20 protein-coding genes, 1 tRNA gene and 1 pseudogene are annotated in these 25,877 nt (G+C 69.0%); 12 read left to right on the plus strand and 10 right to left on the minus strand.

The window, feature by feature from the left end; all coding sequences use genetic code 11:
• Nucleotides 1–133 precede the first annotated feature (133 nt).
• The 6 genes from ACFPN9_RS04590 to ACFPN9_RS04615 form a co-directional block, all read right to left on the minus strand.
• Nucleotides 134–1,105, minus strand: a complete 972-nt coding sequence (locus ACFPN9_RS04590) for a tripartite tricarboxylate transporter substrate-binding protein (RefSeq protein WP_377815547.1) — start codon at nt 1,103–1,105, stop codon at nt 134–136.
• Between the two features lie 65 nt (nt 1,106–1,170).
• On the minus strand, nt 1,171–2,670 hold the full coding sequence (locus tag ACFPN9_RS04595; RefSeq protein ID WP_066720119.1) for a tripartite tricarboxylate transporter permease: 1,500 nt from the start codon (nt 2,668–2,670) through the stop codon (nt 1,171–1,173).
• Between the two features lie 4 nt (nt 2,671–2,674).
• Complete coding sequence (locus ACFPN9_RS04600; protein WP_066720122.1) at nt 2,675–3,193, minus strand: tripartite tricarboxylate transporter TctB family protein; 519 nt, start codon at nt 3,191–3,193, stop codon at nt 2,675–2,677.
• A complete protein-coding gene (locus tag ACFPN9_RS04605) occupies nt 3,193–4,182 on the minus strand; it encodes a LysR family transcriptional regulator (protein WP_066720125.1) in 990 nt (329 codons plus the stop codon). The genes ACFPN9_RS04600 and ACFPN9_RS04605 overlap by 1 nt, the downstream gene beginning before the upstream one ends.
• Before the next feature lie 151 nt (nt 4,183–4,333).
• Nucleotides 4,334–5,263, minus strand: a complete 930-nt coding sequence (locus ACFPN9_RS04610) for a DMT family transporter (RefSeq protein WP_377815551.1) — start codon at nt 5,261–5,263, stop codon at nt 4,334–4,336.
• A 101-nt stretch (nt 5,264–5,364) separates the two neighbouring features.
• Nucleotides 5,365–6,027: a glutathione S-transferase family protein gene (locus tag ACFPN9_RS04615; RefSeq protein ID WP_067990554.1), complete on the minus strand. Its 663-nt coding sequence runs from the start codon at nt 6,025–6,027 to the stop codon at nt 5,365–5,367.
• Between the two features lie 204 nt (nt 6,028–6,231).
• Here ACFPN9_RS04615 and ACFPN9_RS04620 point away from each other — a divergent pair, with 204 nt between their 5' ends.
• On the plus strand, nt 6,232–9,240 hold the full coding sequence (locus ACFPN9_RS04620; protein WP_377815793.1) for an EAL domain-containing protein: 3,009 nt from the start codon (nt 6,232–6,234) through the stop codon (nt 9,238–9,240).
• Between the two features lie 46 nt (nt 9,241–9,286).
• Here the strand turns inward: ACFPN9_RS04620 and ACFPN9_RS04625 are convergent, their stop codons facing one another.
• A complete protein-coding gene (locus ACFPN9_RS04625; protein WP_377815554.1) occupies nt 9,287–12,355 on the minus strand; it encodes a PAS domain-containing sensor histidine kinase in 3,069 nt (1,022 codons plus the stop codon).
• Between the two features lie 268 nt (nt 12,356–12,623).
• Between ACFPN9_RS04625 and ACFPN9_RS04630 the strand changes: the two genes are divergently transcribed.
• The 5 genes from ACFPN9_RS04630 to ACFPN9_RS04650 all read left to right on the plus strand — a co-directional run bounded on the left by ACFPN9_RS04630 (nt 12,624) and on the right by ACFPN9_RS04650 (nt 15,329).
• The gene (locus tag ACFPN9_RS04630; protein WP_066720144.1) at nt 12,624–13,019 is read left to right on the plus strand and encodes a phasin; all 396 of its coding nucleotides are present in this window, start codon (nt 12,624–12,626) and stop codon (nt 13,017–13,019) included.
• 141 nt (nt 13,020–13,160) lie between these two features.
• On the plus strand, nt 13,161–14,120 hold the full coding sequence (locus ACFPN9_RS04635) for a hypothetical protein (RefSeq protein ID WP_377815557.1): 960 nt from the start codon (nt 13,161–13,163) through the stop codon (nt 14,118–14,120).
• 136 nt (nt 14,121–14,256) lie between these two features.
• Nucleotides 14,257–14,333, plus strand: a tRNA-His gene (locus ACFPN9_RS04640).
• A 197-nt stretch (nt 14,334–14,530) separates the two neighbouring features.
• On the plus strand, nt 14,531–14,968 hold the full coding sequence (locus ACFPN9_RS04645; RefSeq protein ID WP_377815559.1) for an Hsp20 family protein: 438 nt from the start codon (nt 14,531–14,533) through the stop codon (nt 14,966–14,968).
• Between the two features lie 94 nt (nt 14,969–15,062).
• Nucleotides 15,063–15,329, plus strand: a complete 267-nt coding sequence (locus ACFPN9_RS04650) for a BQ00720 family protein (RefSeq protein ID WP_066720150.1) — start codon at nt 15,063–15,065, stop codon at nt 15,327–15,329.
• Nucleotides 15,330–15,334: 5 nt separating this feature from the next.
• Here the strand turns inward: ACFPN9_RS04650 and ACFPN9_RS04655 are convergent, their stop codons facing one another.
• Nucleotides 15,335–16,111 (minus strand): alpha/beta hydrolase, encoded by a 777-nt coding sequence (locus ACFPN9_RS04655; protein ID WP_377815562.1) that lies wholly within the window; start codon nt 16,109–16,111, stop codon nt 15,335–15,337.
• 140 nt (nt 16,112–16,251) lie between these two features.
• On the opposite strand from ACFPN9_RS04655, the gene ACFPN9_RS04660 reads away from it, so the two are divergent.
• The 5 genes and pseudogenes from ACFPN9_RS04660 (at nt 16,252) to ACFPN9_RS04680 (ending at nt 23,005) form a co-directional block, all read left to right on the plus strand.
• Nucleotides 16,252–17,481 carry a glycosyltransferase gene (locus ACFPN9_RS04660; RefSeq protein WP_377815564.1) on the plus strand — a complete coding sequence of 410 codons (1,230 nt, stop codon included), beginning with the start codon at nt 16,252–16,254 and terminating at the stop codon, nt 17,479–17,481.
• Nucleotides 17,482–17,629: 148 nt separating this feature from the next.
• Entirely contained in the window at nt 17,630–18,172 is a 543-nt protein-coding gene (gene infC, locus ACFPN9_RS04665) for a translation initiation factor IF-3 (protein ID WP_066720171.1), read from the plus strand.
• Nucleotides 18,173–18,276: 104 nt separating this feature from the next.
• Nucleotides 18,277–19,017 (plus strand): annotated as a pseudogene (locus tag ACFPN9_RS04670) (aldolase); the annotation flags it as partial.
• Between the two features lie 103 nt (nt 19,018–19,120).
• Complete coding sequence (locus ACFPN9_RS04675; protein ID WP_377815566.1) at nt 19,121–20,212, plus strand: DUF1176 domain-containing protein; 1,092 nt, start codon at nt 19,121–19,123, stop codon at nt 20,210–20,212.
• Nucleotides 20,213–20,425: 213 nt separating this feature from the next.
• Nucleotides 20,426–23,005, plus strand: a complete 2,580-nt coding sequence (locus tag ACFPN9_RS04680) for a chemotaxis protein CheW (protein ID WP_377815569.1) — start codon at nt 20,426–20,428, stop codon at nt 23,003–23,005.
• 17 nt (nt 23,006–23,022) lie between these two features.
• On the opposite strand, the gene ACFPN9_RS04685 is transcribed toward ACFPN9_RS04680, so the two are convergent.
• On the minus strand, nt 23,023–23,670 hold the full coding sequence (locus ACFPN9_RS04685; RefSeq protein ID WP_377815571.1) for a LysE family translocator: 648 nt from the start codon (nt 23,668–23,670) through the stop codon (nt 23,023–23,025).
• 40 nt (nt 23,671–23,710) lie between these two features.
• Nucleotides 23,711–24,337, minus strand: a complete 627-nt coding sequence (locus ACFPN9_RS04690) for an FMN-binding negative transcriptional regulator (RefSeq protein ID WP_377815573.1) — start codon at nt 24,335–24,337, stop codon at nt 23,711–23,713.
• 76 nt (nt 24,338–24,413) lie between these two features.
• On the opposite strand from ACFPN9_RS04690, the gene pdxR reads away from it, so the two are divergent.
• A complete protein-coding gene (gene pdxR, locus ACFPN9_RS04695) occupies nt 24,414–25,856 on the plus strand; it encodes a MocR-like pyridoxine biosynthesis transcription factor PdxR (RefSeq protein WP_377815577.1) in 1,443 nt (480 codons plus the stop codon).
• The last annotated feature ends 21 nt before the right edge of the window (nt 25,857–25,877 follow it).

Below are 25,877 nucleotides of genomic sequence, written 5' to 3' on the forward strand. Positions count from 1 at the left end.
GACGATCGGTCACGGAATATTGCCGATCGTAACGCGGCGGGCAGCGGCGATCCCGCCCCGAACGCAAACGGCGGGCCGAAGGGGCCCGCCGTCGCAATCCTGCCGCCCGCAGGCAGCCCGGCATCGGCCGTTTCTACTTCGGGGCAGCCTTCAGCGCGGGCTCGAGCTTGGCGGCGTCGCGCTTGATGATGGCGGCGAAGCCATCGGGCGTGCGCTCGGCGGCGGTCGGGATGACCGTGCCGAGATCGAGCAGGCGCTTCTTGGTGTTCTCGTCGTTCAGCGCCTTGTTCAGCGCGTCGACCAGCCGGTCGACCGCCTCCTTCGGCGTGCCCTTGGGCGCGGCGATGCCGTTCCAGGCCTCGATCTGGTACTCCGGCAGGCCGGCTTCGGTCGTCGTCGGCACGTCGGGCAGGGCCGGCGAACGCTGCGCCGAGGCAACCGCGAAGGCCTTGATCGTGTTCGCCTTCACCTGCTCGGCGACACTGACGATCTGGTCGCACATGAAGTCGATCTGGCCCGAGACGAGATCGTTCAGCGCCGGGCCGGTGCCGCGATAGGCCACCGCGTTTAGCTTCGGCACGCCGAGCTGGCCCTTGAGCAGGGTGCAGGTCGTCCACGACACCGAGCCCAGCCCGGCATGGGCCTCGTTGAACTTGTCCGGATTGGCCTTCACCGCCGCGACGAAGGACTTCAGGTCGGTCGCCTCGAGGTTCTTGCGCGCGACGATCAGGATCGGCGTGCCGCCGGCCAGACCGATCGGCTGCATGCCGTTGATCGGGTCGTATTTCAGGCCGGGATAGGTGGCGGGCGCCGCCGAGAAGGTGCCGAGATGGCCCATCGCGATGGTGTAGCCGTCCGGCGCCGCGCTAAGGGCGCGGGTGATGCCGGTGGTGCCGCCGGCGCCGGCGACGTTCTCGATCACGACCTGCTGGCCGAGCGTCTTCGACATGTGCTCGCCGACCAGGCGAGCGATGATGTCCGTCGGGCCGCCGGCCGCGAAGGGCACGATCATCGTGACGGGTTTGGTCGGATAGGCCTGGGCCTGCGCGCCGGCCGTCAGGGCGAGCGAGAGGGCGGCGGCGAGGCCGAGTACGGTTTTCTTCATGGGCGGGTCCTTCCTCGTTATGGTTGCAGGCAAGGTGGGGCCGCGCCAGGGGCGCGGCAAGCCCGTCATTCGGTGAACACTTCGTCGCGCTTCTTCGCCATCGACGGCAGCAGAGCGATGACCAGCACGGCGACCGCGACGATCAGCAGTCCGGCCGAGATCGGCCGTTCGACGAAGGTCATGAACGAGCCGCGCGAGATGATCAGCGCCTGGCGCAGCTTCTCCTCCATCAGCTTGCCGAGCACGAAGCCAAGCAGCATCGGGGCGGGCTCAAAGCCGAGCTTGATCAGGAGATAGCCGAACAGGCCGAACAGCGCCGTGAAGGCGACGTCCATGGGCTGGTTGTTCACCGAGTAGATGCCGATGCAGCAGAAGATCAGGATCGACGGGAACATCAGCCGGTAGGGCACCTGCAGCAGCTTCACCCAGAGACCGACCAGCGGCAGGTTGATGACCAGCAGCATCAGGTTGCCGAGCCACATCGAAGCGATCATGCCCCAGAACAGCTCGGGGTTCTTGGTCATGACCTGCGGGCCGGGGATGATGCCGTGGATGGTCATCGCGCCGACCATCAGCGCCATCACCGCATTCGGCGGGATGCCGAGCGTCAGCAGCGGGATGAAGGCGGTCTGCGCGCCGGCATTGTTGGCCGATTCCGGACCGGCGACACCCTCGATCGCGCCGCGACCGAAGCGCGACGGATCCTTGGCGATCTTCTTTTCGACCGTGTAGCTGGCGAAGGGCCCGAGCACCGCGCCGTTGCCGGGCAGGATGCCGAGCGTGCCGCCAATGGCCGTGCCGCGCACCACCGGCATGAACGACTGCTTGATGTCGTTCCAGTCCGGCAGAAGGCGGCCGATCTTGGTGCGCACCACGTCGCGCGCCTCGGGATTTTCGAGGTTGCGCAGCACCTCGGCGAAGCCGAACACGCCCATCGCCAGCACGGCGAAGTCGATGCCGTCCGCGAGCGGGGCGAAGCCGAAGGTCATGCGCTCCTGGCCGGTCTCGAGGTCGGTGCCGACGGTCGAGAGCAGCAGGCCCAGCATAATCATGCAGAAGGCCTTGAGGATCGAGCCGCGCGCCAGAACCACGGCGAAGCACAAGCCCATCACCATCAGGGAGAAGTATTCGGCCGGGCCGAACAGCAGCGCGAGCTTTGTCAGCGGCGCGCCGAGCGCGGCGATGATCACGGTGGCGACGCAGCCGGCGAAGAAAGAGCCGATCGCCGCCGTGCCGAGCGCCACGCCGGCGCGGCCCTGCTTGGCCATCTGGTGGCCGTCCAGCGTCGTGACGACCGCGGTCGCCTCGCCGGGAATGTTGACCAGAATCGCCGTGGTCGAGCCGCCATACTGGGCGCCGTAATAGATGCCGGCGAGCATGATCAGCGCGCCCGTCGGATCGAGTCCGAAGGTGATCGGCAGCAGGATCGAGATGGTCGCGATCGGCCCGACGCCGGGCAGGACGCCGATCAGCGTGCCGACGAGACAGCCGACGAAGCAGAGCGCGATATTCTGCAGGGAGAGCGCGACGCTGAAGCCCAGCGACAGATTGGAGAACATATCCATCGGGTCAGATTCCCAGCAGCCAGGGCGCCAGCGGGATCGGCAGGCTCAGCGCGTATTTGAAGAGGAGGATGCAGGCGGCCGACATCGCCACGCTGAAGATCAGCAGTTCCTTCAACTTCATGTCGGATGCGGCGAGGCCGGAGACCAGGATCACCAGCGGCCCGGAGACCAGCAGTCCGAGCTGGGGCACGCGGATCGGGCCGATTTCGAAGCCGCGGATCGTCAGGCCGAAAACGCAGGCCGCGCCGAGCACGAAGATGACGCCGCGCCAGGACCAGCCGGAGAGCTTCTCGCCATTGTAGCGCAGAGCGGTCAGGCCCAGCATCAGGCCTAGCGCGGCGCAGATCACGGCGAAGGCCTTGGGCAGCATGCCGGGCCCGATCTGGCGCAGGGTCCCGATCGGCAGGTCGCTGGAGAGAATGAAGGCAGCCGCCCCGAGCAGGATCATGAACAGCCCGGCAGCGAGGTCCTGCGAAGATCGGACGCGGATACCCTGCGCCCTTTCGATTTTGTTCAAGCTCATCAGGCTCCTCCGACTGCCGACCCGACGAGGCGGGCGGTCCGTTTCAGCTTCGTGACGGGAATGGCGAAGGGCAGGACCTGCCGCTCGTCGATCAGGGTGACGCTCTCGCGCAGGATGGCGAGGAAATCGTCGCGGGCATCGAGCCGCTGCTGCGGCCGCCAGGCGATGCCGACCAGCGCACCGGGCGGCGGCGGATCGAGCAGTGCCCCGCGCAGGCGGCGCATGGTGACGCCCGGAAAGCTCAGCCGCGAGACCCAGTCGGGCGCCAGCGCGATGCCGAGACCGGCCGCGACAGCCGACATCATCGCCGGCTTCTCGGTCGCCTCCAGCGTGACGTTGGGCACGGCGCCGACGCTCTCGAAATACGCCATCACGAGGTCGTAGGCAAAAGGCCGGATCCGCTTGGAGGGCACCACGAAGGGCTCGCCGATCAGATCCTGCATCGTCACATGCTCGCGTGCGGCCAGGGGATGGGCCTCGTTCAGCACGACGATCGGCCGCTCGACGCGCAGCACCTCGAAAGCGCAGTCGGTCGGCTTGCGCGGCGGCCGGGTCAAGGCGAGGTCGAGCTTGCCGGCCTCCAACATCTGCACCAGCGCCGCCGTCATCGCCTCGACGAACTTGATCTGCACGCCCGGATAGCGCTCGCGAAAGGCGACCAGCGCCTCCGGCACGAAGCTCGACGAGGCGGCGTCGATCGCGCCGATCCGCAGAACCTTGCCCGATGCAAGCGACGCCTCGCGCACGGCCCGCGAGGCATGGTCCATCCGGGCGAGGATCCCCTTGGCCTCCTCCAGCATGATCAGGCCCGCGCGCGTCAGAGCGACCTGCCGCGTCGTCCGCGTCAGCAGGCTGCAGCCAAGCTCTTCCTCGAGCGCGCTGATCTGGCGGGAGAGGGCGGGGGGAGCCAGGCCCAGCCGCTCCGCGGCCCGGCCGAAATGAAGCTCCTCCGCCACTGCGATGAAACATCGCAGATGCCTGACGTCCATGGTGTCCCTCTGGTCCCCTCTGGCGTATCGTTGTCCGATATCTTCCAGCTCTTGTCGCGAAAGCCGATAGCGGCTCGTGCCGCGAAAGCGACCCTAGAGCAATTCATAATTTATTGGCAATAAAGCGTGCGGTTTCCCCCTGTGCCCAGGCTCACGAAGCCGTGGACAGCCGCGAACGGCGCAGAATTCGCCCATCGATCAGGGCAAGCCCCGCGAAGATCGCCGCCATTCCGGCAAAATGGCGCGGCAGCAGGCTCTCTCCCAACAGCCCGACTCCCAGCAGGATGGCGCTGACCGGGATCAGGAAGGTCACCAGCACGACATGGCTCGGCCCGGCCGAGCGCATGATCCTGAAGAAGATCACATAGGCCAGCGCCGTCGAGACCAGCGCCAGGCCGAGCAGCGCCATGGCCGTCTGCGCCGTCGGCAGCGGCAGGGTCCAGGGCGGGTGGGCCAGCAGCACGATCGGCAGCGTCATCAGCGTCGAGGCGCTGAGCTGCCCGGCGGCCGTGACGAGCGGGGGCAACTCGCGGAAACGCCGGCCGTAAAGCCCGGAAAAGGCGTAGGACACGGTCGCGCCGATGCAGGCGAGCTGGGCGAGCAGGTTGAGACCCAGCCCCGACAGCGCGTCGGGACCGATCAGGACGGCGACGCCCACGAACCCCGCCGCGATGCCGGCGATCTTGCGTCCGGTGGCGCGCTCGCCGCCGAAGGCGTGCATCACCAGCACGGTGAAGATCGGCGTCATCGCGTTCAGGATCGAGGCGAGCCCGCTGGGGATCTGCTGCTGGCTCCACAGGAAGAGGCTGAACGGGATCAGATTGTTCAGCACCCCCATGCCGAAGAAGGCGAGCCAGAACCGTCGTCCGACCGCCATCGAGAGGCCGGCGAGCCGCACCGCCAGCAGCAGGGCCAGCGCCGCCAGCCCGACCCGCACGAGCAGCACCGGCAAGGGCGGCCATTGCGCCAGCGCCAGCGCGTTGAAGAAGAAGGAGCCGCCCCACAGGACCGAGAGCCCGGCCAGCATCAGCCAGTCGAGCCCGGAGATGCGGGCGGGCGGGGCGGTCATCGGCAGGGTCATCGCGGCATCTGTCCTTCCGGGACCGTCAGGCCGCGTCAGTAGGAGCCGGGCGGCGCGGCGGCCACCCGGTTCCTGTGCTGCGCTCGGCAGCCTCCGTCGCCTCAGGCAGGCTCGGCGTCCCGCGCCGTCCACATCGCCTGGAAGGCGGGGCGCGCATGGCAGGCGTCGAGCCAGGCCTTGACATGCGGCGCGCCCTCGAAGAGCTGCGCCGCCGGCTTGGCGTAGCGGACGATCTCGGCGACGTTGATGTCGGCCACCGTGAAGCGCCCACCCATGACGAAGCCGCCGCCTTCGGCGAGCGCCTTGTCCAGCGCTGCGAATGGGCCGGGCAGGGCGGCGAGCGCCGCCTCGACCAGCTTGGGATCGCGCTTCTCCGGCGGATAGGCCGCCATGTGATACTGGATGTTGAGCGCATGGCTCTCGACCGCCGTGCTCGCCCAGAGCGACCACATCACCGCCAGCCCTTCCTCCTGGGCATCCTTCGGCGCCAGCGGCCCGCCATGCTTGCGGGCGAGATAGAGGTTGATCGCGAGCGATTCCTGCAGCTTGAAGCCGTCGTCGTCGATCGCCGGGATCTGCCCCTTCGGATTGACCGCGAGGAACTCCGGGCTCTGCGTGTGCATCGGGGCGCCCGGCGCATTCGGGTCGGGCAGGCGGTAGACCTGGATCACCGGGACGTGGGTGAAGGCGAGGCCGAGCTCGTTGGCGAGCCAGATGTTGCGCGAGGCGCGCGAGCGGTAGCAGCCATAGATCGTCAGTGTCATGGGGGAGCGCCTTGGGAGAAGGATTGCCTCCTGTCATTAGCGGAGAGTCGGCTCGGGTGCATCCGCGTCCATGGGCTCCCGGCCATGCACAAAGTCGTCTCTCCGGTCGCCATGTCCCGGCGTGCTCTGCTTCAGGGTTTCGTAAGTGCTCGTTCGTAACGTCGCAGACCCGCGCGCGTCGTCATGAAGGTCAGCCGCTTGACCATGAACACCGAACCGAGATCGTTCTGGAGGGATGAGCATCGTCTCGCGGCGCTGAAGGCTCTGGACATCCTCGACACGAAGTCCGAGACCGCGTTTGACGAAATCACGCGGGTTGCGAGCGAAACCTGCGGCACGCCCGTGGCGGCCGTCAGCTTCCTCGAGGGCGAGCGGCAGTGGTTCAAGTCTCAGATCGGGTTGAGCCTGGACGAGACTTCGCTCGATACGTCGATCTGCGCGAACACGATCCACGAGGCGAAGCTCGTCGTCATCGCGGATCTCGCTGAAGACGAGCGTTTCGAGAGCAACCCCTTCGTCATCGGCCCGCCGAGCCTGCGCTTCTATGCCGTCGCGCGCCTGGAAACACCGGATGGCCTGTTGCTGGGTGCCGTCTGCGTCGGCGATGTCCGTCCCCGTCCGCAGGGGTTGACGGAGGTTCAGGCCAGCACGCTGCTGGCCCTGGCCCGGGCCGTGATGCGCGAGCTGAAGCTCCGCAGCACGAACAAGGCCTTGGCCGAGAACACGGCGCTGCTGAACGGCGCGCTCGAGAATGTCGACCAGGGCATCGTCATGGTCGATCAGAGCGGCGACGTCGTCGTCTGCAACCAGCGGGCGATCGATCTGCTCGACCTGCCGGCCGAGATGATGCGCGCGGTCCCGAAATTCGAGGACGTCAAGCGCTGGCAGATCGCGCAGGGCGAATTCGCGGACGCCGACCCCAAGCTCGTGAACGCCATCCGGCACGAGGGCAACAACATCGAGGCCTCCGTCTATGAGCGGCGGCGGCCGAATGGCACGGTCCTGGAAGTCAGGACGAATCGGCTCCCCAATGGCGGCGTCGTCCGCACCTTTGCCGACGTTACCGCGCGGCGCCTGGCGGAGGATGAGCGCCGCGTCGCCGAGGAAAAGCTTCGCGAGAGCGAGCAGCGCTATCGCCTGGCGGCGCTCGCGACATCGGATGCCATCTACGATTGGGAGTTCGCGACCGACCGCCTGCAATGGGGCGAAAGCCGTCTCGGCCAGTTCGCCTACGAGGCCGCGGAGGCCCCGTCCAGCGGGACGACCTGGCTCGACAGCGTCCACCCCGACGACCGTGCCGCCGTCGAAGACGAGGTGCGGCACTTCATTGTGGGAGGTGCCGGCGAGCGTTGGCAGGGCGAGTATCGCTGGCGGCGGGGCGATGGCGGCTACGCCTATGTCCGCGACCGCGGCTATCTCGTGCGGGATCCGTCCGGGCGCCCGGTCAGGATGATCGGAGCGCTGCAGGATCTGACCGAGGCGCGCCGGGCCGACGAAGCGCTGCGAACCGGCGAAGAGCGCCTGCGGCTGGCGCTGCATGCCAGCAACATGGTCGCCTGGGACCTCGACCTCCGGACGGAGCATGTCAGCCGCTCCGACACGTCGGTGGCGCTGCTCGGGCTCGGCTCGGGACCGGCGTCCGAATTCACCGCCCGGGTCCATCCCGACGACCGGCACAAGGTCGATCTGCTCAGGCTCTCCTCACTGATCGACGGAACGCATGCGGCCGAGATCCGCTACGGCGCGCCCGACGGCCGGGAGATCTGGCTGTCGATCAGGGCCGAGCGGCAGGACAAGGACCGGATGATCGGCATCACCTTCGACATTTCGGACCGCAAGGCGACTGAGGAGGCGATCTGGCAGACGGCCAATCATGATCCTCTGACGGGTCTGGCAAATCGGGCGCTCTTCCAGACGCGGCTGGGCGATGCACTGGCGGCTGCGGACGCATCCGGCAAGGGCGTGGGCTTGCTCCTGCTCGATCTCGACGACTTCAAGGACATCAACGACACGCTGGGACACGCCGCAGGCGACAGGCTGCTTGTCGAGACGGCCGCCCGGCTCATGCAGGCGGTCGGCGACCGGGGAACGGTCGCGCGCGTGGGCGGGGACGAATTCGCCGTCGTTCTCGTCGAGCAACCGGGCCTTGCCGCCATCGCAGCCTGCGCCGAGGACATCCTGACGGCGCTGCAGCCCTGCTTCGACTATGAGGGCCGGGCCCTGTCGACGCGGGCGAGCATCGGGGTGGCCGCCTTCCCGGACCATCACCGCGACCCGGTCGAGTTGATGAAGGATGCGGACATCGCGCTCTACCGCGCCAAGGAGAGTGGTCGCAGCCGCGCCGTCGTCTATTCCAGCGCCGCACGCGACGTGATGGAGCGCCGCGTCTCCATCCTCCGCGAGGTGCGACAGGGTCTCGAAGCGGCCGAGTTCATCCCTCATTACCAGCCGAAAGTGTCGCTCGCGAATGGCGAGATCGTCGGCTTCGAAGCGCTCGCCCGCTGGCGTCATCCCGCACTCGGCCTGCTGACCCCGGCCTATTTCGGCTCGGTCTTCGACGACCGGGACATGTCGGCGGCCCTGGCGACGAGCATGATCGCGCAGGTCGCGTCGGATATCGGGTCCTGGCTGGAGCAGGGCCTCGCCTGCGGGCGCGTGGCCGTGAATCTCTCCTCGGCCGACTTCTCCGACCGCAAGCTCGCGGACCGGATCGTCGCGCTGCTCGCGGCGGCGAGGGTGCCCACCGCGCATTTCGAGATCGAGGTCACCGAGACCGTCTTCCTCGGCCGGCAGACCGAGGACGTGGCGGCGGTGCTGAACGAGTTCCACGAAGCGGGGATCTCGATCGCGCTGGATGATTTCGGCACCGGCTTCGCCTCGCTCACCCACCTCAAGCAGTTCCCGGTCGATCACATCAAGATCGACCAGAGCTTCGTCCGGAACCTGGAGACCGACAAGGACGACGCCGCAATCGTCGCCGCGGTGGTGAGCCTCGGCCGCAATATGGGCATGAAGATTACCGCCGAAGGCGTCGAGAATGCCGGTCAGGCCGAGCGCCTGAGGGAGGCGGGCTGCGATTTCGGCCAGGGCTACTTCTACGCGAAGCCAGCCTTTGCCGAGCGTGTGCCCTGGATGATCCGGCAGGCCTCCGCCTCCGCCTCGTCGCCGGTGCGGCGGATCCCGTCCCCGCGCCTCGCGCGCCGACGCGTCTGATCGCGACCGGCGATGAACGAGCGCTCGCCGCGCCTCAGCTGTCCGATCAGCCCGCGAGCACGCGCTGCGGCGGGAAGGTGATTTCGACCAGCGTGCCTTCCTTCTTGACGCTCGTGATCGACATCGCGGCGCGGTTGGCCTCGACCAGCGCCTTGGTCAGCGGCAGGCCCAGGCCCGTGCCGCCGGCGCGCCTTGTCGTCGGCACCTGGCGGAAGGGCTCGAGCGCGAGCTCGATCTCCTTGTCGTCCATGCCGATGCCGGTGTCGCGCACCCGCAGGATCGCCTCGCCCTGGTCGCCCAGCGCGGTCGAGATGATCACCTGACCGCCGGCATCGGTGAACTTCACCGCGTTGGAGAGCAGGTTGATCACGATTTGCCGGATCGAGCGCTGGTCGGCGACGACCGGCGGCAGCTTCGGCGAGAGCCCCGAGCGCAGCACGACGCGGCCGCGCTGCGCCTCCGGCTGCAGCAGGCTGACGGCGGACAGCGCGATCTCGTTCAGATTGACGCTGACGAAGTCGAGATCGAGCTTGCCGGCCTCGATCTTGGCGAGGTCGAGCAGGTCGTTGACGAGGCTGATGACATAGCCGCCCGACTGGTGGATGTCGCGCAGATACTCCTTGTAGCGTTCGTTCCCGATCGGCCCGAAGCGCTCCTCCGCCATCACCTCGGCGAAGCCGATGATCGCGTTGAGCGGCGTGCGGATCTCGTGGCTGATCTTGGCGAGCACGTCGGACTTCTGGGCGCTCGCCTTCTCGGCCGCCTTGCGCGCTTCGACCAGCTCGCCTTCCGTCTTCTTCCAGGCGGTGATGTCGCGCAGCACCGCGCAGAAGCGTCGTTCGCTGCCTTCCGCGATCTGGCCCATCGTCATGAACAGCGGAATCTTGCCGCCCTGGCGGACACGACCGACGACTTCGCGGCCATCGTTCATGACCGATGCGACGCCGCCGCCCTTCAGCCCCTCGAGATAGTCGAGCGCTGGCGCATGGCTCTCGCCGGCGAAGAGCAGGGTGAAGAGCTCGCCCGTGACCTCGCGCTGGTCGTAGCCGAACAGCGCCTCGGCGGTCTTGTTGAGAGAGAGGATGCGGCCGCGCTCGTCCACGGTGACGACGCCGTCGGTGGCGGTGTCCAGCATCGCGACGAGCTCGGCGATGCGTGCATCGCGGACCCCGGCGTCGAGCCGCAGCGCCTCGACCCGGGCGGCGCTCTCGGCCTCCTCGGCCGCGAACTCGGCCGCCAGCTCCGCCTCCTCGGCTTCCTCGGGCGTCAGCACCGGCACCTCGCCGCCGCCACTGGGGTGGCGGAAGGCCATCAGCGTCGCCGCTTCGCCCTGCCAGGAGACGCTGGACAGCACGGCATCGACCTTGACGAGATGGCCCAGCCGGTCGAGCAGCGTCATCGCGCCGCCATCGGTGCGGGCGGCGTCCTTGATCAGCCGGCTGACGCCCCCGCCGGAGGCGAGATCGTCGAGATCCGCATAATCGAGCAGATCGAGCATCGTCCGGTTGGCGTAGAGCGGCGTGTCGTCGCGGTTGACCAGAACCGCGATCGGCAGCTTGTCGAGCAGGTCGGCATGGGAATTGGTCCGGCGCGGCTTCGCGGCGCTGCCGTTCTCGGAGCGCTCCTCGGGCACGGCCGCGGCGGGCTCGGTCCGGGCCTCGGCTTCGGCAGCGTCTTTGTCCTTCAGCCGCAGCGGCGCGGCCGGCGGCAGGCGCGGCGCCGCGGGCTCGTCATCGCCGGCCATCCGGGCGCCGAGCGCCTTGGCGATCTCGCGGAAGGCGTTGCGCTCGGCCGAGCTGAGATGGGTCTTGGAGGGCTCGATGATGGGTCGCACCGGCGTGAGATGACCGTTGCGCAGGGGCACGATGTTGCCCGGCGCTGCCGCCGGAGCTGGGGCGGGCTCGGGCTCGCTCTCGGCGCCAGCCTCCGCCGTCGCGCCCGGCTCAGCAGAGGGAGGCGTCGCGTTCGCATCGTCATGCGGGTCGGAGAAGGCGGCGAGATCAGCCGGGTCGGCCTCGTCCTCGGTGGCCGGCTGGATCTCCTCGGCGATGGTCTCGTCAAGCGTCTCGGGTGCGGCGGAGACGCCCTCCGCCTCGGCCATCGCCTCGGCGGGAGCAACAACAGCCGCGTCGAGCGCCTCGACCGGATCGGGTTCGACGAGAGGAGAGGCGACGGCATGGTCCGGCGGCGTATCGACTGGTTCCTGCCGAACCTCGGCTGCAGGCCCTGCGGCGGCCTCCGTCAAAGTCTCTTCCGGCGAAGCGGCCTTGGAGACATCTGCGCTCGCCGGCTCGGGCGCCGACGACGCGGGGAAGGCTTCGTTGGCCCCCGGTCGCGCCAGGCCGAAGCCACGGAAGCCTGTGACCTGTCGCGCGGCGTCGAGCACCGGGACGCCCGACAGTTCGACGCGCACGCCGTTGTCCGGCCCTGTCCGCCAGAGGATCTCGTGGCCGCTCCAGGTGGTGCCGCCGGCGAGGCGCGCGAGCAGCTCACCCGTGCGGTCGGCGATCGTCTCACCGATGAGGTCGGACCAGAGCCTGCCGGTGAAGCGCGAGACGGCATCCGGCCCCGCGAGGTCCGCGAGATGGGGCGAGAGACTGGTGATTCGCCCCTCGCCATCGCTCTGCCAGAGAAAGCGGATGGCGCGGGCGGGCGCGGGCGGCGCCGCACCTGCAACGGGGGGCGGTTCGGCCGCTGCGCGGGGCGCTGGCTGCTGGACCGGCGCGGCAGGGGGCGGGGGAGTGATCCCCAGCCGCCGCAATTCGGAAGCCTGGATCGCGAGCGCCAGCACGGGCCCGGAGGCATCCCCGTCCAGAAGCTTGCAGCCGCAGGTCACCAGCGTCGCCGCGAAGCCCGAGGTCAGCCGCAGCCGCTCGAGCCGCACGCCCTGGCGCGAGGCGAGGCCTCCGGCGAGCAGGGCGAGCCGCTGCCGTGTGGCTGCGGGCAGATTGCCGCTCGTCGCGAGCAGCGCCTGAGCCGCCGCATTGGCATGGCCCGGGCGGTCAGCCTCCCGATCCCAGAGCAGCAGGGCGCCGTCGGCCGCGAAGGCGACGAGAGACCCGTCCGCCGCCGCCGTCGCTCCCAGCCCTGCCCAGTCCCGTCCGGCCTCGCTCATGCCTGCCTGCTCTCGGTTGGCGCCCCCAAGCTCGGCGCCATTATGCCTAACAAAGCCTTAATAGCGGCCAAATCCTCATGGCGCCATGAGCGCGGACGTGCCGTCCCGTCCCGACTCGAAACAGCGTTAACGGCCGCGACGCATCGCGCTAAGATTGTCATTGCGGCGCAATAATGATATTGCACCGCACAATAACGACCGACCTTCGGCCGGCGGTGCCGAAGCGGAGCAGCGGTCAGCATAGCGGCGCTCAACAGGAGGACCACCCATGGCGACCAAGACCCCTTACGAAGTCCCCACCGAGATGCGCGAATTCGCCGAGCGCAGCGTCGAGCAGGCCCGCAAGGCTTTCGACGGTTTCATCGGCGCCGCCGCCAAGGCCGTCGATTCGGCGCATGGCTCGGCCGAGACCGCTCGCCTGAACACGCATGAGGCCGCGCGCAAGGCGATCGCCTATGCCGAGAACAATGTCGCCGCGGCCTTCGATCTCGCCCAGAAACTGGTCCAGTCCAAGGACCTGACCGAGGTCATGGCTCACCAGTCCGAGTTCATGAAGGCGCAGATGGCATCGCTCCAGGCGCAGCTGAAGGAAATCGGTACGGCCGCGCAGGACGTCGCGACCAAGACGGCCGAGACCGTCGCGAAGGCCGCCAAGCCCAAGTAACCCTACTGCCGACGACGCGGCCGCCGCCCGGCGGCCGCGATTGCGCCGACTGGTCATCCGGACTGCACCGGCGCGACCCCCTTGGACGGATGGCCGGATCGACCGGCCGACGATCCGTCGCCGCGCTGAAGGAGAACCGCGATGGTCAAGCCCGCCCCGACCCGCACCAAGTCGAAGGCCCCGGTCAGCCTCTCTCCCGTCAAGGCCCTCTCGGGCCCGCTTCCGGCCGAACCTGCGATGCCCAAGCCCGCAGTGTCCAAGCCCGCAGCGCCCAAGCCCGATGCGGCACAGGCGCCCCCGGCGAAGGCTGCCGAGACCCCCAACGCCGCTGAAACCGCCAAGCCGGCCGCTAAGACCACCGCACCGGCGGCAACGCCGTCGGTGAAACCCGCATCCGCCAAGCCCGCATCCGCCAAGCCCGCACCTGCCAAGCCCGTGACCGCTGCGCCCGCCACCAAGGCGCCTGCGCCGGCCCCGGTCTCCGCTCCGGCCGGCAAGGTCGCGGCCAAGGCCCCGGCCGCCAAAGCTCCGGTGAAGACGGCGGCCCGCGCCAGCGCGCCGGCCAAGGTCGTATCGGCTCCCGCTCCGACCGCGCCCGCCACGCCCGTTGCGTCGGTCGTCGCCACGCTCGCCGCGATCGAGCCGCAAGCTGTCGCCAAGGCGGTCGAGACGGTCGCTGGCACAGCCGTCGAGGCGGCCGCCACGGCCACCGCCGCCGTGACGAAGCTGGCAGAGAAGACGATCGAGGCCGCCGCTGCGAAGGTCGAGGCGAAGCCGGAGCCCGCGAGCAAGCCCGCGCCTTCGCTCGCTGCGATGCCGCTGCCGCGTCCGCCTGAATTTGCCGCGATCGCGACCGGCACGGTGATGACCCAGACGCTGGCGATGGCGAAGGCGTTCGGTGCGCTGCAGGCGAGCATGCTCGACCATGCCTGTTCCGAGTTGAAGGCGCGGCTGGGCGAGGTGGAGACATTGGCGCGCACCGACAGCACTGCCGATGCGGTCGCGCTCCAGGCCAAGGCGGTGCGCCGTTCCTACGAATCTTATGCCGAGCACCTCAAGGAACTCGCGCGCATCGCCGGCAAGGCGATGGGGAAGTCCTGAGGAGAGCAGGGAAGGGCGCGCGCAGGAGCCTGGAAAAAGCCGGTGAATCGCGGGTTGCATTCCCGCGGCTCCGGCACTAGGTTCCGCGCCGCCGCCGATCTCGCGAAAGCGACCGATCGCCACGCGCCGGGTGCGGGCAGCCATAGCTCAGTTGGTTAGAGCGCTAGATTGTGGATCTAGAGGTCCCCCGTTCAAGCCGGGGTGGCTGTACCACCCGACCCGCCCCCTTTTCCGCGACGTTCCACCGCTCCCGAGGGCTCGTTGCAGCCCTTGAAGCCGCCCTGCGGATCGCCATATCGTTCAGCAAGCGGAAGGGCTTCGCCTTCTGCCCGCGGGGCGCCGGATCTCTGGGCCCCGGTCGATCGGGAGCGCCCTCGCGGGCTCCGGCACCGTCAGGCAAGGTCCTGGGAATGACGCGTACGCCCAGTCTGTCCCATCCGTTTCTTCTCGGCTTCGACGACATCGAACGCGCTCTGGACCGGGTCGCGAAAGGCGCCAGCGAAGGCTACCCGCCCTACAACATCGAGCGGCTCGCGCGAACGGGCGAAGAGCCGGACCGCCTCCGCATCACCCTCGCCGTGGCCGGCTTCGCGCGCGATCAGCTCGAGATCACGCTCGAGGAAAACCAGCTCACCATCCGGGGCCGCCAGATCGACGACAAGACCCGGCAGTTCCTGCATCGGGGCATCGCGGCCAGGCAGTTCCAGCGCAGCTTCCTCCTCGCCGACGGCATGCAGGTGCTCGGCGCGGATCTGTCCAACGGTCTGCTGGCCATCGATCTGGTCCGGCCGGAACCGGAAAGGCTCATCCGGCGTATCGATATCGTCAGTCGCGACGAGCCTGCTTGAAGGTCACGAAGGATGCGAGCGCGGTTTTTGCATCCGTTCATGATTGCCATCGTATCTTTGTAACCGCACTCGCACTGCTCTGAAGGAGGGCGCGATGAACGACGACAGCACGATGATCCGGACCACCCCTCTGACCCCGGCCGAATTCGCCGCCCTGGGCACGGGCGAGGTCGCCTATCTCAAGTCGATGACGTCCGACGAATTGCTGCGCATCTTCCCGCAGGCGCCGGAGATCCAGTCCGGCCTGCAACTCTTCGCGCTGCTCTCGGCGGATGGCGCGCCGATCCTGGTGACCGATTCGCGCGAGGCCGCCACGGCCAATGCCTGGGAGCACGACCTGCGGATGGTCAGCGTCCACTGATCCGCTCAGGGCGCGGTCGCGATCCCCGCGACGGCCGCCTGCAGGCGCAGGATGTCCTGCGCGGTCGAAAGCCGGTGGTCGCCGTCCTTGATCAGCGTCAGGACGACGGCATCGCCCGCCAGATGCTCGACCAGCTTCAGCGCGTGGCGCCAGGGCACGTCGGGGTCCTGCATGCCTTGGAGGATGTGGACCGGGCAGCCGGTCCTGATCTCCGAGCCGAACATCAGGTGGCGACGCCCGTCCTCGATCAGCGCCCGCGTGATCGGCGTCGGCTCCGGCGAATACTCCGAGGGGCGCATCCAGACGCCGTCGCGCAGGATGGTCTGCCGGATCGGCTCCGGCATCTGCGCCCACATCAGCTCTTCCGAGAAGTCGACAGCCGGCGCGATCAGCACGAGGCCAGCCGGCGCCAGTGCCGTTCCCAGCAGGCGCCGCGCCGCCAGCAGGGCGAGCCAGCCGCCCATCGACGAGCCGACGAGAATGGGGCGGGCACCGCAGCGGGCCTCGATCACCGCCAGTGCGTCGGCGAGCCAGTGGGAGAGCGTCCAGCGCGCGAAGTCGCCGCCGCTCTCGCCATGGCCGGCATAGTCGAAGCGCAGGAAGGGCCGACCGGTCTCGCGCGCCCACTGCGCCAGAGCCTCGGCCTTGGTGGCGCGCATGTCGGAGCGAAAGCCACCCAGCCAGACGACCGGCGCCCCCTCTCCGGGCTGAGAGAGGAGGGCGAGACGGCGGCGATCCTCGCCCTCTCCGACCTCCAGCCATTGCGGTGCCTCGCGCTCCAACGCAAATCTCCTGTGACGAATCGGCGGTTCGGCGCGAATATAGGCTGCCCGGCACGCCCCTGGGCAGGCATAGTCGCAGCGGTGAGAACAGGCGCGGGCCCGACCGCGCGGCGACAAGGTGGCGTTCCGGAACGGTGAGTATGTCCTTTCAACCCGGCGCGCATCTGTCGTTGCCCTCGACCGAGTCCCATCCGCTGCTCGGGCGGACGATTCTGCAGATCATCCCCGATCTCGAGGCCGGCGGGGCCGAGCGCACCACCGTCGACATCGCCAAGGGCCTGACCGATGTCGGCGCCCGGGCGCTCGTCGCGACGGAAGGCGGACGTCTGGTTGCCGAGCTGCAGGCCAAGGGCGGCGTCTGGCTGCCCTTTCCGGCGGCGTCGAAGAACCCGCTCGCCATGGCGATCAACGTGCGCAAGCTCGCGCTGCTCTGCCGGCACGAGGGCGTCGAGCTGATCCATGCCCGCTCGCGGGCGCCCGCCTGGGTCGCGCTCGCCACGGCCCGGCTGCTGCGGCTGCCCTTCGTCACCACCTATCACGGCTCCTATGCCAGCCGCTCGGCGGTGAAGACGCTCTATAATTCGGTGATGGCGCGCGGTGACGTGGTCATTGCCAACTCGGCCTATACGGCGGAGCTGATCCTGGCCAAGCACGGCTTCGCCCGCGACCGCATCCGCGTCGTCAACCGCGGCACCAATTTCTCGGCCTTCGCGCCGCAGGCGGTCGCGCCCGAGCGCATCCAGGCACTGCGCACCGCCTGGGGCATCCGGGCGCATCAGCAGATCGTCCTGCTGCCCGGCCGGCTGACGGGCTGGAAAGGCCAGCGCGTACTGATCGAGGCCGCGCGCATTCTGCGCGACCAGGGCGATACCGACACCGCCTTCATCCTCGCCGGCGACCATCAGGGCCGCGACGGCTATGTCCGCGAGCTCGACCAGCTCATCGCCAAGGCGGGGCTGGAGGGGCGGGTGCGCCGCGTCGGCCATTGCTCGGACATGCCGGCCGCCTTGCTCGCCGCGGCGGTCGTCGCCGTGCCCTCGACCGAGCCCGAAGCCTTCGGCCGCGTCGCGGTCGAGGCGCAGGCGATGGGCACGCCCGTGGTCGTCTCGGATCTCGGCGCCGTACCGGAGACGGTGCTCGCCCCGCCCCAGACGCCGCCGAACGAGCGCACCGGCTGGCGCGTTCCGCCCGGCGATGCCGCGGCCCTGGCCGAGGCCCTGGCGGGGGCGCTCACGCTGCGCCCCTCCGCGCGGGACAACCTCGCCTTGCGCGCCCGCCGCCATGTCGAACGGCATTTCTCGCTGGAGACCATGGTCGGCGACACGCTCGACGTCTACTGCGCCCTGCTCGAGGGCCGGGGTGCGGACTGAGCCCCGGGCCCTTGCCGAAAACCCGCCGAGTGACGATCTAGAGACTATTCGTCACAGGCTGCCGGCCCTCGTCCATTGACAACGCGCGTCTTTGTGCAATGTGTCTGGCGATGGGCGCCCGAAGCGCCATTTACAGGAGAATACAGCCATTCGTCGTCCTTTCCGTGCCGCTCCGACCCCGACCAAAGACGGCCCGCGCTCCAATCGCGACATCCGCGGCGTCCGTGAGGTTCAGCTCATCGACGATACCGGCGCCAATCGCGGCGTGGTGTCGTTCTTCGAGGCATTGAAGATTGCCGAGGATGCCGGTCTCGACCTCGTCGAGATCGCCCCCAACTCCGTGCCTCCGGTCTGCAAGATTCTCGACTATGGCCGCTTCCGCTTCCTGGAGCAGAAGAAGGCCGCCGAGGCGCGCAAGAAGCAGCGCACCATCGAGATCAAGGAGATCAAGCTCCGTCCCGGCATCGACAAGCATGACTACGACGTCAAGATGAAGGCGATGCTCGGCTTCTTCGAGGAGGGCGACAAGGTCAAGGTGACCCTGCGCTTCCGCGGCCGCGAGATGGCCCACCAGGATCTCGGCGTGAAGGTGCTCGAGCGCGTCAAGGCGGATCTGGCAGAGACTGCGAAGGTCGAGAGCGACTGGCAGCTCGAAGGTCGCCAGATGGTCATGGTGCTGGCGCCGCGCTAGAGCGCTTGCGCTATGCAATCGGCATCAGGCCCGGCCCCCGTGCCGGGCCTTGTCATGTCTAGGCCTGCGATGCTTGGGTCGCTTCGACCCGATCGAACCGCGAGCGCTTCGCCATGACCCAGCCCAGCATCACCAGCCAGCGCCGCGACCTCGCCGCCGCGCTTCGCCTTGCCGCGAAGTTCGAGCTGAACGAGGGCATCTGCAACCATTTCTCGGTCGCGCTGCCGGACGGTCCCGACGGGCGCCCGCGCTACCTGATCAACCCCTATGGCGTGCACTGGTCGGAGATGAAGCCCTCGGACCTCCTGCTGATCGACGAGCGTGGCCAAGTTCTGGAAGGGGAGGGCGAGGTCGAGGCGACCGCCCGCAACATCCATATCGCCGCCCACAAGGCCAATCCGCGGCATGTCGCCGTGCTGCATGTCCATATGCCCTATGCCACGGCGCTGACCATGGTCGAGGGCGGCCGGCTCGAGATGGCCCACCAGACCGCCTGTCGCTTCCATGGCCGCACGCTCTATGTCGACCATTTCGGCGGGCTGGCTCTGGACGAGAGCGAGGGCGAGGCCATCGTCGCCGCCAACAAGGCGGAGGCGGGGGCGGACATCACCTTCCTCGCCCATCACGGTGTGACCATCGGCGGGCCTTCGGTCGCCGTCGCCTTCGACGATCTCTATTTCCTGGAGCGCGCCTGCCGCCAGCAGGTGCTCGCCATGTCGACCGGCCGGCCGCTGAAGCTGATTCCCGAGGCCGAGATCGAGGCCACCGCGCGCGAATGGCGCCAGGTGCTGGTCTTCCAGTCGGAAAAGCACTTCGAGGCGCTGAGGCGAATCGAGGGGCTCTGACCGAACGTCACTTTCGGGTTCTCGCCGGCGTGGTCCTTGTCTAGGGTGGCCTCCGGGGAACCGGCGCCTGCGACGGGCGCGGTCCCCGCAGGGGGGCAAGTGCATGGCTTCGAACCGAATGGCGACGGCATTGTGCGCGCTGTCGCTGGCTATTTTGGCAGCGGGGCCGCTCGCCGCCCAGACAGCCCCGCCGGCCCAGAGCCCGACGCCGGCCAGGCCCGACGAGACCAAGCTCGACCTGAAGCTCTTCGACAAGGCGGAGGTCGATCGCTCGAAGGGCTGCACGGTCGCGCTCTGGCAGGCCAACCGCGATCCCGACAACGACCGCTACGCCTTCATCTTTACCGAAGCGCTGACCGGCCAGAACCATGCCCGCCAGCCGGCGCGCATCAAGGTCGGCGAAAAAATTCTGCCGATGACGCGCGTGGCGATCGGCGGCAAGGTCGGTGGCTACGGCCTCTACCCCTATCAGCTCTACAAGCTCGGCGCCGATGACGGCTTCGCCGTGCTCGACCTCAAGCTCGGCGAAATCGAGGGTGAGGCGGTCGAGATCGAGAGCGGCACGCTGACCGTGTCGATGGCGGGCAAGCAGCAGGCGCGGGTGAATGTGAAGGGCGGAGCCGGCTGCATGACCGCGCCGGTCTCCGCGCCGCCTCAAGCGTCACCGCCGCCCGCGACCGCCGCCGCGCCGCCGCCGTCCATTCCCGGTGGCATCTTCAGCCGCTATGCGGTCAGGCCCAATCAGATCCCGCGCACGCTGCCGGCGACGCTCAAGAGCCGTTTCGGCTGCGATCCCGAGATGCTGAAGACCGGCGTCACCGGCTTCCAGATGTCGGAGGAATCGGCGATCTGGGAATTGCCCTGCCAGCGCTTCAACATCCAGGCCAATGCCGTCTATGCGCTGGTCTACCTGCCGGAGCCGGCACAGAATCTGCGCTTCCTGAGCTTCAAGGCGCCCCCCGGCAAGAAGCGCACGAGCGCGCCCGCCGAGCTGATATCGCCGGAATGGGACGTGAAGACCCGCACCGTCACCGGCACGGCGCTCGGCCGCAGCGAGGGCGATTGCGGGGTCTATGAGCGCCACCGCGTCGGGGCCGACGGCGAGTTCGTTCTGGTCGAATACCGCGAAAAGGTTGCCTGCGACGGCAAGGCGACCAGGCCCGAACAGTTCCCGCTTGTGTATCGGGCGCGCTGAATGCTCGACATGACGTAAAGTCAGTTTGCGTTTCCGCGCCGTTCGTTCGGGCGTCTGCTTTAAATTTAGGCAGCGAGACCTTCGCAGAGGGATGCGAATCAGCGTGGTTGGTGATCTTCTGCCGCCCGCTTCGCAGCCGGCCGGCTGCGATGGCTCGCGTCCCCCGTCCGGCGTCGTGTCGGCGGGCGACGGCCTACCGGAGGCGCCTTCGACTTGCCTACGCTGCGAGAGGGATACGAGATCGACCCGGCGCTCGCCGGCCTGATCCGGCATATGCGGGCGATCGACGACTACCGGCAGGTCTTCGACCGGCTGCAGGCGTCCTGGGATACGCTGACATTGCTCGGCCAGCTCTCGGGCAATGCCACCGAGATGTCGGGCCCGCGCTCCGCCTTCGAGAAGCTGACGGCAAGTCTGCTCGGCCATCTCGCCAAGGAAACCCGCGACAAGGTGATGACCGATCTGCGCATCAAGGCGCAGAACGCCATCGACGTGCTGGTCCGCAATCTGTTCGAGCGGACGGCGGACATCGGCTTTCTCGCTGCCGACACCGACATCCGCGAGATGCTCGAGGCGCCGGCCTCGCCCGAGGCGCGGGCTGCGATCGAGGCCCGCTTCCGCGACTATGTCGCCAAGTATTCCGTCTATTCCGACATCGTGCTGGTCGATCGCGAGGGCACGATCCGCGCCCGTCTTCAGCCGCATGAGGCGCAGCAGGCGCGCCACCCCCTGATCGATGAGGCGATGACCTCGACCGGCGCCTATGTCGAGCATTACGGCCTGGTCGATTTCGTCGCGGACCGGAATGCCTTGGTCTATGCTTGGCGCGTCGAGGATGCGGCCAAGCGCCCGATCGGCGTCCTCGTCCTCGTCTTCCGTCTGGCCGACGAGATGGAGGGCATCTTCCGCAAGCTGCTGCCGGAGCATGACTGGACGGTGCTGGGCTGCGTCTCGCCGGAGGGCGACATCATCGCCGGATCCTGCCCGATCCAGCTGCCGGCAGGGCTGAAGCTGTCGCCCGCCGCCCTGCAGGGGCGCGACCCGGTGATCCGACTCGGCGGGCGGCAGTATCTCGCCATGGCCTGCCGCACGGTGGGGTACCAGGGCTATATGGGGCCGGGCTGGCTCGGTCTCGGGCTGATCCCGCTCGAGGCGGCGTTCGACCAGGACGACGGCGAACTCGGCAAGAGCATCGGCGAGGAACTGCTCGCCGCGGTCACCAGCCAGGCCGGGCTGTTCTCGGCCGAGCTGCGCAACGTCTCGCGCCAGGCGGCGGCGATCCAGGGCGATCTCAACCGCTCGGTCTGGAACGGCTCGATCCGCCAGGCCGGCTCGACCGCCGCCAATGCCGCCTTCTCGAAAATCCTGCTCTGGGAGATCTCCAGTGCCGGCCGCAAGACGCAGGCCGTCTGCGATGCCTCGATCGGCGACCTACACCGCACCGTCGTCGCCGCCATCATGGAGAAGTGCCGGTCCCGCGCTGCCTTCGCCATCGACGTGATGGACCGCAATCTCTACGAGCGCGCCAATGACTGCCGCTGGTGGGCGCTGAACGCCAGTTTCGCCCGGGTGCTGGCCGGGCCCTCGCCGGAGGGGCGCCGGCTCTGCGGCGAGATCCTCGCCACCATCAACGCTCTCTACACGGTCTACAGCAACCTCATCCTGTTCGACGCGCAGGGTGTCGTCGTCGCCGTGTCGCAGCCCTCGCAGGCGCATCTCGTCGGCCAGCCGCTCGAGACCGAATGGGTCGCCCGCACGCTGGCGCTGCGCACAGGCCAGCACTATGCCGTCTCGGGTTTCGAGCCGACGCCGCTCTATGACGGCGCGCCGACGCTGATCTACACCGCCGCGGTGCAGAGCCCGGTGGGGGGCAGGGCGCTCGGCGGCATCGCCATCGTCTTCGACTCGACTCCGCAATTCGCGGCGATCCTCGCCGACTCCCTGCCGACCGACGAGGACGGCGCGGCGCTTGCGGGGGCCTTCACCATCCTCGTCGGCAGCGACGGCCGCATCCTCTCCTCGAGCGACCCGCGCTTCGCCGTCGGCGATGCCAGCCCTCTGCCGGTCGATCCCGCGGCGCTGGAGCGGGACGGCGACCTCGCCTGCATCCGCAGCTTCGAGGGCAAGCACATGGCGGTCGGCGCCGCGCTCTCGAAGGGCTATCGCGAATACAAGACCAGCGACGGCCACAGGGCCGATGTCGTGGCGGTCTGTGCCGTGCCGCTCGGCGAAGTCGCGTCGGACAGCGCGGCACGCCCGGCGGCCGGCGCCACCTCGGTGACCCTGGCTGCGCAGAAGCCGGCCGACGGGGTCGAGGCCTTCGAGGTTGCAACCTTTCATATCGGGCGGCACTGGCTCGGCGTCCGCGCCCGCGACGTCATCGAGGCGGTCGACATCGCAGGCCTCAAGCCTTCGGCCCGGAAGGCAGGGGACGGCCTGCTCGCCGGCTACAAGCTTCACGAGGGCCAGCCCGTGCCGGTGCTGCGCCTTGCCCGGCTGCTCGGCATTCCCGACGCCTCCTCGGACGAGCAGCAGATCGTCATCGTGCGCGCCGCCGGCCGCACGCTCGGCCTGATCGTCGACACGCTCGGCCTGATCCCCGAGATCGCGGCCTCCGAGCTGCAGCCGCTGCGCGAACTGACCTCGAAGACCGACGTCCCGGCGCTCGGCGTCGTCGCGACCCGCAATGCCCGGGGCGAGCCGGCCGGCATGCTGATGCTGCTGGACGTCGACCGCCTGGGCGCGAAGCTCCAGGGCGAAGGCGGGCCGGCGCTCGTTCAGGCGGCGGAGTAGCGGCGGGAGCCGTGCTTTCAGGCGGACGGCCGCTTCGCCAGAGCGAGGCCGATCCCCAAGGCGATCATGGCGCCACCGGAGCCCTCGCGCAGACGGCGAATGAGGGCTGGGCGCGCCGCTGCGCCCTGTCGGATTCCACTCGCCGCATAGGCGACGACGACGTCGGCGAGCGTGTTGAACAGCACGGACACGAAACCCAGGATCAGAAACTGCAGAGCGACGCTGCCGGTGCCGTCGATGAACTGCGGAATGAAGGCCAGGAAGAAGCCGGCGGTTTTCGGATTGAGCGCTTCGACGACGACGCCTTCGCGAAAAGCCCTCCTTCCACCCAGCGGTGGCTCGATGGTGCCGCCGCTCAGCACATTCGCCGCGTCCTGTCGCGCTGCCTGGATGGTGCGCCAGCCGAGCCAGACGAGATAGCCCGCGCCGGCGAGCTTGAGCGCCGTGAACAGTTCAGCGCTGGCCAGCACGATCGCGGACACACCCAGGCTGCCGGCGACGACATGAACCATGCCGCCCAGTCCGGTTCCGAAGCTGGACGCGAGGCCTTCCCGGCGCCCGCCCGCCAGCGTTCGCGCGGCGACATAGAACATGCCGGGACCCGGCGTGATCGCAAGAAGGAGCGCTGCGACGACAAACAGCGCCAGTGAGCTGGGCTCAGGCATGACGGGGGCACCAATGTTGAAGGGAGGGGCGCTTTCGCGATCAGTCGACGGGCACCAGCGCAGCGGCGGCGCGCTCGGTGGGGCGGGGGCTGTCTGCGAGACCCGCCGCGACGCCGGCGCGGTCGCTTGCGGACCGGTTCTGGCTCATCTTGCGCTTGCCCTCCAGTCGCGTGATCGGCATCCGCAGGCCGACGATGCCGCGCAACTGCGCCTGGATGAAATCGGGCGGCGCGTCCGACACCGCCCAGGGGGCGGGACGCTCGCTCTCGTGCATATCGGTCAGCCGCGTGACGAGGTCGAGCAGCCGCGCCGCGTCGTCGAAGAACTCGACCGGGCCGTAAGCGTGGACCGCGACGTAGTTCCAGGTCGGCACGACCTTGCCGGTCTCCCGCTTGGTCTCGTACCAGGACGGCGTGATGTAGGCGTCGGGGCCCATGAAGATCGCGAGCCCCTCGCCCAGCGCAGGCTCCCGCCATTGCGGATTGGCCTTGGCGAGATGGCCGTAGAGCACGCCGTACTCGCCTTCGGTCTCGTCCAGGAACAGCGGCAGCGGCGTCGCCAGCACGCCAGCCTGCGTCGCCGTGACGACATGGGCGAGCCGCGCGCCGCGGATCGTCGCGACGATGCTGTGCCGGTCGTCGTCGCGGAAGGCGGGCGGTGTGTACATCACGGAACTCCTTGCGTCGTCACCGTCAATGGGGCCAGTCTGGCTTGGAGGAAACGGCCAGTTTCGTAAAATCCGGATGGGCCAGTTGGAAAGTGTCGGGCGCCGGATCGTCGCTGCGATCAAGGAACGGATCCACGGCGGCGCCTATCGTCCGGGCGATCGCCTGCCGTCGAGCCGCGCCTTCGCGGCGGAATGGGGCGCCTCCCGCACGACCGTGACGGCCGCCTATGGCCAGCTGATCGCGGAGGGCTATCTGATCAGCCGCCAGGGCGCGCGTCCGGTGGTCGCAAGGGGCCTCGCCGCGCCGCCGGGGCCCGCGCCGGAATCCCCGCCGCCGGCGCGAGCCCTGTCGGGCTTCGCGCAACGCCTGCTCGCCCTGCCGGCACCGGCGCCGCGGGAGAGCTTTCCCGTCGCGGACTTCCGTTATGGCGACCTGGCGGGCGCCGACTTCCCCGTACTGGCCTGGCGTCGCGCCCTGGCCAAGGTTGCGCTCCGCCGTCCGGCCAGGCTGCGCTATGCCGATCCGCAGGGCGAGTCGGCCCTGCGCGCGGCCTTGCAGGGCTATCTCTGGCGCGCCCGCGGCATCGCCTGCTCGGCCGACGACATTCTCGTCGTCAACGGCTCGCAGCAGGGGCTGGATCTCTGCGCGCGGCTGCTGCTCGATCCCGGCGACCGCTTCCTGATGGAGAACCCGGGTTATGCCCTCGCGCGCCATGCCTTCCTCGCGGCGGGCGGGGAGGCGGTCCCGGTGCAAGTCGACCCCGACGGGCTGGTGACGGACGCCTTGCCGCCCGCGCGGCTCGTCTATGTCACGCCTTCGCACCAGTATCCGCTCGGCGGCGTCCTGTCCGCGCCGCGCCGGCGCGCGCTGTTGGCTTGGGCGGCTTCCGTCGACGGCTATGTCGTGGAGGACGATTACGACGGCGAGTATCGTCACGACGTCGCGCCGATCCCGCCCGTGCAGACGCTCAATCCCCAATCGGTGATCTATGCCGGCACCGTCTCCAAGACGCTCTCGCCAACCTTGCGGCTGGGCTATCTCGTCCTGCCGGCCGCGTTGCTGCAGGCCTTCGTCGAGGCGAAGCGCCTGACGGATCGCCATGCGCCCCTGCCGGAGCAGGAGGCCCTGGCCGAGCTGCTGGCCAGCGGCGCCTATGAGCGCCATGTCCGCAGCATCCGCCGCAGGAACGCCGAGCGCCGGAGCGTCTTGCTCGCGGCCCTGGCCGAGAGCTGCGGGCAGGCGGTCTCGGTCGAAGGCGCCGCCACCGGCCTCCATCTCGTGGTCTGGCTCGACGGCGTCCCGGCCCCGCGTGAAGGCGCGATCGCAGAGGCCGCGCGAGCGGCCGGGGTCGGCCTCTACCCCGTCTCGTCGCTCTACGACGCGTCGGTGCCGAGGCCGGAGACGGCCGGCTTCGTTCTGGGCTATGCCGCGCTCGAGGGCGACGCGCTGCGCCGTGGTGTGGCGATCCTGGCCGCCATCCTGACGCAGGAGCGCCGGACAGCCGGGACGCGGCCGTGAACGCCTCGCTTGCCACGCCCG

The sequence above is a fragment of the Allobosea massiliensis genome, assembly GCF_042655245.1.
GTDB classification, from domain to species: Bacteria; Pseudomonadota; Alphaproteobacteria; order Rhizobiales; family Beijerinckiaceae; genus Allobosea; species Allobosea massiliensis.